This is a genomic window from Fructobacillus broussonetiae, assembly GCF_018437275.1.
GTDB lineage: Bacteria > Bacillota > Bacilli > Lactobacillales > Lactobacillaceae > Fructobacillus > Fructobacillus broussonetiae.
In genome coordinates this window covers 131730-143576 of sequence record NZ_JAAMFK010000004.1, presented here as the reverse complement: position 1 = coordinate 143576, position 11847 = coordinate 131730, and the positions used below count along the sequence as shown (strand labels likewise).

11 protein-coding genes are annotated in these 11847 nt (G+C 49.4%); 1 reads left to right on the top strand and 10 read right to left on the bottom strand.

What is annotated here, in order from left to right; genetic code table 11:
- Positions 1–26: 26 nt before the first annotated feature.
- Both ntdP and recX read right to left on the bottom strand, forming a co-directional pair.
- Positions 27–596 carry a nucleoside tri-diphosphate phosphatase gene (gene ntdP, locus G6R29_RS04370; protein WP_213809139.1) on the bottom strand — a complete coding sequence of 190 codons (570 nt, stop codon included), beginning with the start codon at positions 594–596 and terminating at the stop codon, positions 27–29.
- A gap of 403 nt (positions 597–999) precedes the next feature.
- Positions 1000–1803 (bottom strand): recombination regulator RecX, encoded by an 804-nt coding sequence (recX, locus tag G6R29_RS04365; protein ID WP_213809138.1) that lies wholly within the window; start codon positions 1801–1803, stop codon positions 1000–1002.
- 233 nt (positions 1804–2036) lie between these two features.
- Between recX and G6R29_RS04360 the strand changes: the two genes are divergently transcribed.
- On the top strand, positions 2037–2999 hold the full coding sequence (locus G6R29_RS04360; protein WP_213809137.1) for a Dyp-type peroxidase: 963 nt from the start codon (positions 2037–2039) through the stop codon (positions 2997–2999).
- Positions 3000–3670: 671 nt separating this feature from the next.
- Here the strand turns inward: G6R29_RS04360 and holA are convergent.
- The 8 genes from holA to pepA form a co-directional block, all read right to left on the bottom strand.
- Positions 3671–4666 carry a DNA polymerase III subunit delta gene (holA, locus tag G6R29_RS04355; RefSeq protein ID WP_213809136.1) on the bottom strand — a complete coding sequence of 332 codons (996 nt, stop codon included), beginning with the start codon at positions 4664–4666 and terminating at the stop codon, positions 3671–3673.
- Positions 4647–6974, bottom strand: coding sequence for a DNA internalization-related competence protein ComEC/Rec2 (locus G6R29_RS04350; protein WP_213809135.1), 2328 nt, complete (start codon positions 6972–6974; stop codon positions 4647–4649). Before G6R29_RS04350 ends, holA begins: the two co-directional genes overlap by 20 nt.
- Positions 6971–7660 (bottom strand): ComEA family DNA-binding protein, encoded by a 690-nt coding sequence (locus tag G6R29_RS04345; protein WP_213809134.1) that lies wholly within the window; start codon positions 7658–7660, stop codon positions 6971–6973. The genes G6R29_RS04350 and G6R29_RS04345 overlap by 4 nt, the downstream gene beginning before the upstream one ends.
- Before the next feature lie 174 nt (positions 7661–7834).
- Positions 7835–8311 carry a pantetheine-phosphate adenylyltransferase gene (gene coaD, locus G6R29_RS04340; protein ID WP_213809133.1) on the bottom strand — a complete coding sequence of 159 codons (477 nt, stop codon included), beginning with the start codon at positions 8309–8311 and terminating at the stop codon, positions 7835–7837.
- Between the two features lie 11 nt (positions 8312–8322).
- On the bottom strand, positions 8323–8877 hold the full coding sequence (rsmD, locus tag G6R29_RS04335; protein WP_213809132.1) for a 16S rRNA (guanine(966)-N(2))-methyltransferase RsmD: 555 nt from the start codon (positions 8875–8877) through the stop codon (positions 8323–8325).
- Positions 8878–9522, bottom strand: coding sequence for a YlbG family protein (locus tag G6R29_RS06545; RefSeq protein WP_238476896.1), 645 nt, complete (start codon positions 9520–9522; stop codon positions 8878–8880). It lies immediately after the preceding gene.
- A complete protein-coding gene (locus G6R29_RS04325; RefSeq protein WP_213809131.1) occupies positions 9522–10706 on the bottom strand; it encodes an FtsW/RodA/SpoVE family cell cycle protein in 1185 nt (394 codons plus the stop codon). Before G6R29_RS04325 ends, G6R29_RS06545 begins: the two co-directional genes overlap by 1 nt.
- The gene (pepA, locus tag G6R29_RS04320) at positions 10706–11776 is read right to left on the bottom strand and encodes a glutamyl aminopeptidase (RefSeq protein ID WP_213809130.1); all 1071 of its coding nucleotides are present in this window, start codon (positions 11774–11776) and stop codon (positions 10706–10708) included. The genes G6R29_RS04325 and pepA overlap by 1 nt, the downstream gene beginning before the upstream one ends.
- Positions 11777–11847: the final 71 nt, after the last annotated feature.

Here is an 11847-nt window from a genome sequence, read left to right as displayed (position 1 = left end):
CAGCCATTCGGCTGCTTTTTTCTTGGTCAACGACGATCATTTAACCGCTGTTGCATCAAATATTGGTAACGGGAGTACCAGACATCCACATACCCTTTTGAAAAAGGCCCCTTACCCTCGTTGATCCAGTCAACGAGAATCTTAACATGAGCCTTCAAGATTTGGTCTATCTCTTTTGGATAGTGCCATTTCTTACTGTGGGCCGCGTATTCATCGGCATCCAACAGATGCTTCTCGCCATCCGGGAAGACTTTGACGTCCAAGTCATAATCGATGTACTTGAGCGCCTCCTTATCTAACGAATAGGGGGAAGCCAGGTTGCAATAGTAGGAAACCCCGTTATCGCGAATCATCGCGATAATATTAAACCAGTACTTCTTATGAAAGTACACAATGGCCGGCTCGCGGGTAACCCAGCGGCGGCCGTTATCTTCTGTCACCAAAGTATGGTCGTTTAATCCAATGATGGCATTCTCACTGGTCTTTAACACCATGGTGTCGCGCCATGTTCGATGCAACGAGCCGTCGTGCTTATAACTTTTGATCGTGATGACATCCCCTTCGCGCGGACCGCGACTTGGTTTATCAACAATCATGCTCGTCCCACTTTTCTGACAAAAAATTCCTTTTCGATTATATCATATTTTTTGTCAAAAGAGATTAAGCTTTGGACTTTTTCTATTGAAGGCTGGGCGGCTGTTTGTTTTTTTTGGTTTTCATATAAAAGTCAAAAACGGACCAGGTTGCTTTGTCCACGCCTCGATTCAAGTTGCCTCGCCAATCGATTCGCATCATGCGCCCGCCCGTCTTACTTGGGCTAATAAAAAAAGACGCTGGGTTGGCCGCGCCTTTTATTCCTCTTCACCGATTGATGGAAGTCAATTTAATTCAAGGGCGCGCCTTTTATTCCTCTTCGCCAAAATCAATCTGTTTGATTTAAGGCCGCGCCTTTTATTCATCATCGCCGAAGTCAATCTGTTTGATTCAAGGCCGCGACCTTCATTCGTCTTCGCCGAAATCAATTTGTTCCAATGCCCACTCGATGATTTCCCCAGAGAAGCCCTTGGCATAGAGCTTTGATTTCACCTTGAAAAATTTCTCCTTGGCCGTTCCCGTTCGTTGACGTCGGGCCGCCTTCTCGGCTTCACGCAAGGCGTTGTCTTTTTCGTCTTCTTCGTCGCTTGCAATATCGATGTTGTTAATGGCCCGGCTCGCAATCTCAAGGGAGAAGCCCTTTTGAACAAGTCCCTGAGCGGTTTTTTGTTGACGGGTGCGCGTTGAATCACGCTTATGCGTTCGGGCCATCTTCTCGGCCATCTTTGTTGCGACTTCCAATTGGGATTCTTCTGAATACTCAACCAAGGCGTCCTCGATGTATTCTTCTTTCACGCCCGCCTTCTTCAAATCCATAAAGATGGCACGCGGTCCCTTTGGTGTGAAGACCTGCTTGGTGTTCACGTAGGCCTTGGCGTAGGTGGCATCACTCAGTAATTGTTGTTCCTTTAGATAATCAACAACCGGATCAATCACCTTCGGATCGATTTCTTTTTTCAGCAAGCGTTCCCGCACCTGCTTTTCAGTCCGTAAGGCCGGTGACAAAAAGTTCAGAGCAACCTTCAATCCCTGGTCAATTTTATCCGCTTCCTTAATACGCTCGATGGTTCCTTCGTCGAGCTCCCGTCCCTTCATCAGGCCAAACTTCGCCAAGACGTTTTCGGAAATACCAAAGGCAAAGCGCCCGTCTAATTCAAGATTGTATCGTCCTGCCCTTTTCTGGGTGGAGATTTTCGTGATTTTTGCCATGGCTTTATTTTAGCGAGGGCGGGCTAAAAAAGAAAGCGGGGATTGGGATTGACGGGCTTGATCGGCACAAATCGAAGAAGGACTTTGGGGGCTGGACCGGGTTTGACTTTTATAGAATATTCTAGTCTTTATGGCTAAATTAGATTAGATTAAAATGACTCTAAAAAGATACAATCACACCCCTATTATGCGTTATAATAATTTCTATCAAAGAGAAGTGAGGATTTTTTAAAATGCCAATCAACCCAGCGAAGGCCCAAGACGTCTGGAAGGACATCGGGCAAAGTGTTCAATTTACTGTCTTGAAGTTCAAGGAAGACGCTTCGCAAGAAGACTTGCAAGAGCTCATCCAAGAATTTGCGGATCGCAGCCAAGCCATCATCCGTTCCCTCACGATTCGTGACGGGCAACAAGACGGTTCCCCTTCAACCTTGAAGGTGGCCTTCGGAATTTCAAACCACGCTTGGGATATCTTGTTCCCAAACACGAAGAAGCCAAAGGAATTGGAAACGTACGAAACGTTGTCTGGTCCTGAATACAGCATGCCGGCAACCGAAGGAGACCTTTTCTTCCACATCCGTGCAAACAACCAAGCAATTGTCGTGGAATGCCAAACGCAATTCATGAAGTTCTTGAAGGACTACGTGGAAGTCTTGGACTCAACGCAGGGATTCCGTTACTTCGAAGGTCGTGCCATCATCGGTTTCATCGATGGTACGGAAGCACCAGCCATGGCTGATGCAGCGCCATACGCCATCATCGGTGATGAAGACCCCGACTACATCAACGGTTCATACGCCTTCGCCCAAAAGTGGCGTCACAACATGGACTTCTGGAACAAGATGAAGACGGAACACCAAGAAGCGGCCGTTGGTCGTGAAAAGTTTACCGACTTGGAATTGGAAGACGAAGACAAGTACAAGAACGCCCACAACAAGGCCTCACAGTACGAAGAAGACGGCGAAGAACAAAAGATTATCCGCATGAACGTGCCATACTCAGACCCAGCAACGGGTAACACGGGTACGTACTTCATGGGATATTCACGTTACTGGCACGTGACGAAGGGAATGTTGATCAACATGTTGGACCAATCCGACTTCTTGCTCACGTTCTCAGACATCTTGTCGGGACAATTGTTCTTTATCCCATCACGCGAAAAGCTTGAAGAAATCGCCGATGGCGAATTAAACTAAGCATATAAAAACAAAAAGTCCGATAACGTTACTCACGTTATCGGACTTTTTTTACCCCGCCGTCTAACAGCGAAACGGCCCTTATTCAAATGCTGAATATCCGCCACACAAAGGCGTTTTAAGCGGTTATAATAAAGCTGCGATGAAGCAAAATGCGGACCCGCCTTTCGATGGAAAGGAGGACTTATGGAAAGACCTAAAAAATCTATTCCACCCCCATCCCAACGAAAGGAGGGCTCGATCAGAAATGATCGACTTTTTTTAAGCGTCTCTCGCGCTTTCTTTATGATGGTGCCCATGTCTCAGACATTGTGGCCGACATCATTATGAAGCGTTTAGAAGAACAAGAAAAAAAGAACCGCGATTAGCTTGCACTGCTTAACGGTTCTTTAAGTAGAATTCGAATAGGCGGGTCCGCATGTGCGGCATCGCCGGAGGAGTTAGTTACCAGCTAACTCCTCTTTTCTTTATCAGTATACCACTTTTTTCCAAAAGAAAAAGAACCGCAATTAGCTTAGCACGCTTGTCGGTTCTTATCTTACCTTTCGATGGAAAGGAGGCTAATATGGATGAAAATCTAGTATTAACTAAATTTCAGAACACACCGCTTTTACAGTGTGTTTGAGGAATTGTTTTCCGCCAATCCCTACACTAGCAGTATACCCCATCTTTTAAAAGTTCACGATGAATGATTCGAATAAAAAGAGTGGATCTACTTGTTTGGACTTCATGGCAATTTCCATGTCCAAGATTTTCAGGTATCCATCACGCACTTTACCCAACGGATAAGTGCGCAATGCTTGGCGAGCCAACTTTACACGGTATGGGTGAACGGATAAGGCCTTCCCTGCTTCTGCGTCAGAACCCTGCAAGCCTGCTACCTGCAGAAGCAAGCGGAACTGGCCAAGGAGTAAGGCGTTCAGGCGCAATGGCGCTTCCCCGTTTTTAACGAGGTCGTGGTAGGTCGCAATGGCCGCTTCCTTCTTGCCCTTCATGACCAAATCAGTCAAATCAAAGGCCTGAGCCGTTGATTCCTTGATGACGAGGTCGTCGACCGCTTGAGACGTGATTTCCTTGGTGTCAGCAGCGTAGGCCAATAGCTTAGGCAATTCCTGTAAAACCTTGCTGTAAGAAGCCTGCGTGCGAAGTAGTAATTCTTGTTTGGCAGCGGGATCAATTTTGAAGCTGCGTTGCTTGAGGAGCTGGGTTAAGGCTTGATCTACCTGGCGATCGTTCAAACGAGGAAGGTCGAGGCTTTCGGCCGCTTTCAGAATAGTCTTTGAAATTTTCTTTCGCTTGTCCAACTTCATGTCGGCAGCGAAAATCACCAGCATGTTTCCGGGAACCGGATTCTCGATGGCGGACAAAAGTGCTTTCTCTTGTCCTTCTGAGAGCTTACCGGTAGCAGACAAAAATGTTGGATTTGTGAGCATAACGACACGGTGATCGCCGAAAAAAGGTGGCGCTGTGAGGTCGGCAATGGCGTCGTCGAGGCCGACGGAGGCGAAGTCGTAGGAGCCGAAGTTCATCTCTTGATCCTCTTCGGGGATGATGGAGGTGAAGGTGCGCTTGGCCTTTTGGAGTAAGGCGGTTTCCTCACCGGTGACAAGGTAGAGGTTGGGGAGCGCGTCGTGTTCGATTTGTGATTTAAGGTCCTGTAGGGTCATGCTTCAGTGTTACCTCGAAATGTCCGTGATTCTTTACGTATACATATCTTAGCATACCCTGGCGCTGTGTACTGTAGACAATCATGTGGTATTTTGCGGCGGTGTCTAGGGTGGCTTGGTGAGGATGGCCGTAGCGGGAGTTGCGACCGGCGGAGACGATGCCGATTTTGGGTTTCCATTTGGCAAAAACGACGGCGCTACTCGCCGTCTTCGAACCGTGATGCCCAAATTTAACGACCTCTGGATGAAAGGCTGGTTGCACGCCCGCAAGCTTTTTCTCCCCTGCTTTGTCTAAGTCGCCCGCAGTAAAGAAAACACGCCCGCCAACAGCGCCACCCCATGCCAGCGAATCCTCGTTTTTTTCCTCTCCTTTGTTGAAGGGATATAAAACTCGCAGAGGACAGTTTTCTACTTTGACCTTGTCGGTGGCCTCAATCACTTTTGTGCGCCTCAAATAAGGCTGAATCTTCTTTTTAAAAGCCGATCCATCCACCATCCCCGCTGGCATCACCAGCTGATTAACTTTGAAGCATTCAAGAATCACCCGCGCATCCCCGATGTGGTCTTGATCCTGATGGGATAGCGACAGCGTATCAATCTTGCTGACCCCACGTGCATGCAAATAAGGCACAATCACCGACCGGGCGAGTCCTTCTTTTTTCTTCTCTTCTTTTTGACGCTCTGCCTCATCACTTCCCTTCGCGGGCGCTTTCTTTCTTAAGTTCATTTTTCGGGTATGGCCGAAAATGACTTTGCCACCCGTATCAAAGACGGTCACGGAATGTTTCATCGGCTCAATCAAGACCGCGGCATCCCCTTGGCCAATGTCAAAAGTCGTAAACTCACCCTGGCGATTAAATCGGACCGCCAACAGCGAGCCACTTAAAAGCAGGCACCAACTAACCGTTAAGCCTACCTTCACCAACCTTCGTTGATAAAGGAAACAAAAAGGAATGGTAAATAAGACGATAAGAACCGGCCAAGAAAAAGCACCGAGCACCACGTTTCCAGGAAGCATTCCCAAGCAGTAAACTGCTCGGTCGAAGAGCCAGACGATTACGTTCGATAGGCTAAGAACACCTGGCACCCAGCCCAAGCAGAGTCCAAGTAAAACGACTGGGAGCACAAGCGAACTAAAGATTGGAACGGCTAGTATGTTTGCGACGGATTGCCAGCAGTTCCAGGTTGACTGCCAGGCCATGATGATTGGAAAAGTAACCGACGACAAGAAGAGGCCTTTTTGCCAGTAATTCAGATCTTTCCCCATGGTAACAGCGAGCGTTAGTGCAAATGACAACTGCCCGCCCAGAGTAAGTAAAATCTGTGGAGTCACAATCAAGCCGCCAAGCAACGACCATGCCCAGATAACCTGACTATCAATCACCGTTCCATAGCTTTCTTTTACAAGCCTTGCCTCGCCTGCGACGACGGCTCGTACAAGAACGGGTGGTGAACCCGTGAAGAGATAGAACATGGGAAGAGCGACCGCCTGAAAGACCGATGTCATTTCCTTGAAGATACGCAGCCGTTGCCCAAACCAGCTGACCGCCGCCAGCAAGAAACCAACGTGCAGCCCCGACAAAGAAAAGAGGTGTACCAGACCAAGCTCCGAAATCTTTGGATTCTCCTCGTACAGTTCATCGGCCTTTCCACCTAAAAGTAAGGCTTTTGTATAATTTCCGAATGGATTGGGCAACGAATTCGTCCAAGTTTCCGCTCGTGCGTGCCAGGTTCGCAACTGAAAAAAGCAGGCCTGCAAGGGATTGCTTGGCCGAGCGGCTTTCACCGACACATCCCTGACCACGATTTGATGCGTGATGTGCTTACTCTCCATGAAGGCAACCCAATCGAACTGAAATAAATTGGTGGCCGGCACTATCCGCTTCAATTCCCCATTCGCAGACAAGTTCAAGGGGCCGTCGTCCATCAAAAAATCATCCAGACTCTTTTGATTTTTCGCCCGATAACTAAAGTAAACGGGCATGCCCCTTGCCAGCTTCGCTTTTCCTCTTACAATGCCCTCTTCGTTCACGGAAAAATCATCGGGTTGCACAACGAGCTCGTAGCACCCCTCTCCAACGGGCATATTTCGTTGTTTCACTAAAGTCGCGTGATCAAGAAAGATGTAGCCGAAAAAGAGCGCACTAAATAAGCCTAATTTTAGGAGATCTTTTTTGACACGTATGGTCAGGCAGCCGGAAAGCACCAGGAGGAATAAGAAGGTGGTGCAGGCGTTCGGCCGATAGACGATTAAAGACAGGGCGGCGCAGGTCAAAGCAAGTAACATCCAAAACCGTTCACGATTCAAAGGGTCACCTGCACTTTCAGCTTTTCAAAGCGCTTTTCGCCAATGCCGGAGATGTCGCGGAGCTGGTCGATGGACTGAAAGGGATGTTCCCGTCGGTAGGCGATGATTTGCTCGGCCTCCTTGGGGCCGACACCGTCGAGGCCCTCGAGCTCCTTTTGACTGGCCTGATTGAGAGAAACTTTGCCGCCGGTCGACTGATCAGTCGGCTGGCCACTCGAACCACCGCCTCCACCTGGCAGGCTGCCTGCATTCTCAAAAAACGGCTTCGCCTCCCCACCGACAGCTGGCAAGTAAACGACCATGCCATCTACCATCGGCTGGGCTAGATTGATCCTGTCCCTGTCCGCGTTATCTGCCAACCCGCCAGCACGCGAAATGGCATCTTGTAAACGTGCCCCAACAGGCAAACGATACATCCCCGGTGCACGAACCGCCCCCTTCACGTCAACAACAAGCCCTTCGCTCGCTGACGAACGAATCAAGGATGACGCCTCACCATCCCCCGCTTTTTTAATTGATCCGCCGCGAGCATAATCGATGCCCGCTGCATCTTCTCGTGGACGGCCTGTGACCAACAGCCAAACCGTGCCAACAGTCAGTAACAAGCCAATCGAGACCAAAGCCGCAATTCGCCAATGTTCGAACAGCCAGTCTTTTACGTCATCCCAGTTCAATCTTTTTAGCATCTTTTCGTCCTCCTTACATAATGAAACGTAAAGAGCACAAAAAAAGCTCACTTTCGTGAGCTTTTTTAATCAATATTTTTCCGGGCTTTAATCGAAGAAAGCACTTTAGTGCTTTCTCACCATGCCCTTCCGGCTTTTAATTTCAGAAATCAGTTCCACTGATTTCTTTCTTTTCTATTCAAAGTGCTCCTGCAATGCCTTCACCACCACGCTTGGTACGAATGCGTCCAAACGCTTTGATGACAGCTTAGCAATTTCTTTGACCATGGATGAGGAAATGTTTTGGTTTTCAGGCTTTGCAAAGAGCAAGACCGTTTCGACATCGTCCAAGGCAGAGTTGGCACCAGCGATGTCACGCTCGTACTCAAAGTCCTTACAGTTACGTAAGCCGCGGACGATGTACTTGGCACCAATTTTTTCCATGTAGTCGACCGTCAAGCCTTCGATTTGACCAACTTTAACGTTGTCCAAGTGGCTAACCGCCGCCTTCACAAGTTCTAGACGTTCGTCCGGTTGGAACAAACCGGCCTTGTTGGTGTTCTTTCCAACGGCAACGACCACCTCGTCAAAAAGTTCGGCGGCACGTTCAATAATGTCCAGGTGTCCGTTGGTCAATGGATCAAAGGATCCTGGGAAAACTGCTTTTTTCATCACTATTCTCCTTAACCCTCAAACTGGTACAAGGACACACGCGTGATGCCGTAGTCCTTTTGCTTGAGTAGGGTTAATTGTTCGTTTGCTTCTGGTAAATCAGCTACCTGATCAGATTCCAACATCAAGACGGCACCAGGCTTTAGCAGGCCGCCCTCAATCATCTGGTCGATATCTTTTTTCAACTTCTCTTTCGCGTAGGGAGGGTCCAACAGCACAAGGTCAAAGGACTTCCCCGCTGCAACAAGGCGTTGTAAGGCGGCGGAAGCCGCCGTTTTCATAACCGTAAAGTCCTCTTCGGCATGCGTTTTAGCGATGTTTTTTTCAATCACCGCCAAGGCTGCCTTCTGTTTGTCGACAAGCGTCGCGTCCGACATCCCCCGAGAAACAGCTTCGATTCCAAGCCCACCGGTTCCGGCGTACAAATCGAGCGCAGATCCACCGTTCAAATACGGCATTAACATGGAAAAGATGGCCTCTTTCACCTTGTCCGTCGTTGGCCGCGTTTCGCGACCCTTCACGGCTTCCAGGCGGAGACCACCAAAACGTCCTGAAATCACACGCATTTAGGCATCCTCCCCATTTTTGGCCGGCTTTTCAGTGGAAGCTTCGACAGAAGCATCCTTGCTTTCAGCATCGCCCGCCTTTAAATCCGGCTTACCATTCGCAGCTTCATCAGAAGCATCCTTGCTTTCAGTATCGCCCGCCTTTAAATCCAGCTTACCATTCGCAGCTTCATCAGAAGCATCCTTGCTTTCAGTATCGCCCGACTTTAAATCCGGCTTACCATTCGCAGCTTCGTCATCAGCCGCTCCCTTAGCATCTGCCTCTTCTTCCAAAGCCAGGTCGATGTCAAAGTCGACATCCCCGTCCTTCGTCTGATTGATGCGGTGCTGCGCTTTTTCGATTTCCTCGTCCAAGGTTCCTTCACCCGCGACTTCTTTGTCGTAGGCTTCAAAGAACACGTTGTCGTGCACGTCACCCAAATCGGGATCAATATCCGGACGGGCAGAAGGCTTCACCGTCTTCACAAAGCGGTATTTCTTGAGCTTTGGCACCAGCTCGTCGACCCGATCTTCATCGACGTAAAGCGCCACGTAGTTCATCTTATTTGAAATGTAAGCAATGTCACCGAACTTCTTGAGCTGTTCGACTTGCTTTAACCCGCGCATGAAAACGTAGAGCGCGCGTCGTTCTTTCATTTTAAACATTAGTGTTTCAGTTCCCTTCGAGCTGCATCATCCTGAGGATTTGGCCGGGCTGGCTTTTTATCAGTAGCAGCAATGTTTAAGGCGTACCCAACGGCCGCCGAGAAGAAGACAAAGGAGGAACCTCCCCCAGAGATGAAGGGGAAAACCACTCCTGTGATGGGCAGAAGTCCCAAGACCCCACCCAAGTTAACAAAGGATTGCATGATGAGTAGTCCGGCGAGGCCGTACAAAAAGAGTCGGTCGTACTGTGAATTTCGCTTGATTCCGACATAGACCAAACGGCCAATCAGAATCAGCATCAAAACCAAGACCACGACAACCAAAATTGCCCCTAACTCCTCGGTGGCAACGGCCATGATGAAGTCGGTGTTTGATTCTGGTAGGTAGGGCTTCAGCAAGGAGTTTCCCAAACCAACACCAAAGAGTCCCCCGTGGGAGATGGCGTAGTAGGAATACAAAAGCTGACGACTCTGGTCCATATTATACCAAGGATCAACGAAGTTCGATAAACGTCTGATGGCATAAGAGCCTGATTCCTTCAAATCAAAGAAGGAAATGATTTGTGGCAGGAAGGCCAAGATTAAGAAGAACAAGACAACCCAGAAGATGTTGTCCTTCAACCTCACACCAGAAGCCAAAAGCATCATCATGAGCACGGCTAACGTAATGAAAAGGTTTCCCATGTCGGGCATGGCCAGCGTAATCGCCAAAATGGCAAAGGGTAAGACCAGCTTTGGCAAGTAACCGCTTTGGTTCCAAGAACGAAGGAAGCCAGAAATCCCCTTACCTGGCAACCAGTGTCTTCGTGACAGGTAGTGGGCAAAGTATAAGATTAAAGCAATCTTTGCCAGCTCAACCGGTTGTAAGGTCACGGGTCCAAGGTTAATCCACCCGTGGGCACCGTTGATGGCAGGTGCGAGTCGAGCTAGGACAAGCAGTCCAAAGGTGACAATCATGAGCATGGACAAAAAGCCCTCCCCACGAATCACCCGGCGGTTCACCTTAAAAGTAAACAGGGCTGCTGCCCAACCTACCGCAACGAAGACGGCCTGCTTGGCAAAGGAGTAGAGTGGTGCCAAGTATGCGTTTTGAGTTGCCGAAAAGACCATGACAATTCCAAGTAAGGAAAGCACGGCGAATGGAACGGCAATCCAATAATCTAAGCGTTGTAGTTTTTTAAACATTAGAACTCCGTGATGCTATCCACAGCGGAACGGTCCAGGTTCTTTGACAGGGCCACGATTAACTCGCGGGCGGCGTCGAAGTCCGGAATGGACCATACCGTTTCGTGCGTGTGAATGTAACGAGAGGCAACACCAAGCGCAACGGCTGGCAAACCAGCGCGGTACTTTTCAACGGCACCGGCGTCGGTTCCTCCCTTTGAGACAAAGTATTGGTAAGGAATCTTGTTATCTTCTGCGGTCTGCAGGATGAATTCCTTCAAGCGGGGTGACGTCACGACCGTTGGGTCGAAGACGCGAATCAAAGTTCCCTGATCCATCAGGCCTTGGCGACCAACGGTGCTGTCCAAATCGTTTGCAGCAGAGGAATCCACCGCAAAGAAGATGTCTGGGTTAAACTGTTGGACGGCAGGTAAGGCGCCACGAAGACCAACTTCTTCTTGAGTGTTAGCGCCCATAATCAAGGTGTTCGGCGTAGCAACACCATCCAAATCGTGCAAGGCAGAAGCGATGGCTGAGACCCCGAAGCGGTTGTCGTAGGCCTTTGAAACGGCCCGGTTCTGGTTAGCCAAGCGCATCGTCTTGGTTTCGGGCACGACGAAGTCACCGGGACGAACACCAAAGGCTTCGGCCTGTTCTTTCGATTCAAAGCCGGCATCGAAGAGAATGTCGTCGATGGATAAGTTACCGGCGCCACCCTTGCCGCGCAGAAGGTGTGGGGAAACGGATGATGAAATCACTGGGAATTCACCGGCTTTGGTGAAGAGCGTAAAGCGGTGTGCGGGAACCGTTACGGGGTTCCAGCCACCCAAAGAAACAACTTGCAGCGCTCCAGTCGGCAAAATGTTTGACACCATGAAGCCGACTTCGTCCATGTGGGCTGCAAACATCACGCGGGGGTCGTCTGCCTTTCCTTCTTTCACACCGAAGAGGCCACCCATTTGGTTGGTTTCGACGCGGTCGACCAACGGCGTGATTTCTTCCTTTAAGGCCGCACGGATTCGTGCTTCTTGTCCGGAGGTTCCCTGCAGCTCCGTGTATTTAACAATGCGTTCCCAAGTGGCTTGATCCATGCGTGCTCTCCAATCGTTTCGTTTTCCTTATTATAGCCTAGTCGAGTCGGTTAGGGCAAAAGTCAGACCCG

Coding starts and splice junctions, on each gene's coding strand:
- ntdP (WP_213809139.1), bottom strand. CDS start 596: ATGATTGTTGATAAACCAAGTCGCGGTCCGCGCGAAGGGGATGTCATC.
- recX (WP_213809138.1), bottom strand. CDS start 1,803: ATGGCAAAAATCACGAAAATCTCCACCCAGAAAAGGGCAGGACGATAC.
- G6R29_RS04360 (WP_213809137.1), top strand. CDS start 2,037: ATGCCAATCAACCCAGCGAAGGCCCAAGACGTCTGGAAGGACATCGGG.
- holA (WP_213809136.1), bottom strand. CDS start 4,666: ATGACCCTACAGGACCTTAAATCACAAATCGAACACGACGCGCTCCCC.
- G6R29_RS04345 (WP_213809134.1), bottom strand. CDS start 7,660: ATGCTAAAAAGATTGAACTGGGATGACGTAAAAGACTGGCTGTTCGAA.
- coaD (WP_213809133.1), bottom strand. CDS start 8,311: ATGAAAAAAGCAGTTTTCCCAGGATCCTTTGATCCATTGACCAACGGA.
- rsmD (WP_213809132.1), bottom strand. CDS start 8,877: ATGCGTGTGATTTCAGGACGTTTTGGTGGTCTCCGCCTGGAAGCCGTG.
- G6R29_RS06545 (WP_238476896.1), bottom strand. CDS start 9,522: ATGTTTAAAATGAAAGAACGACGCGCGCTCTACGTTTTCATGCGCGGG.
- G6R29_RS04325 (WP_213809131.1), bottom strand. CDS start 10,706: ATGTTTAAAAAACTACAACGCTTAGATTATTGGATTGCCGTTCCATTC.
- pepA (WP_213809130.1), bottom strand. CDS start 11,776: ATGGATCAAGCCACTTGGGAACGCATTGTTAAATACACGGAGCTGCAG.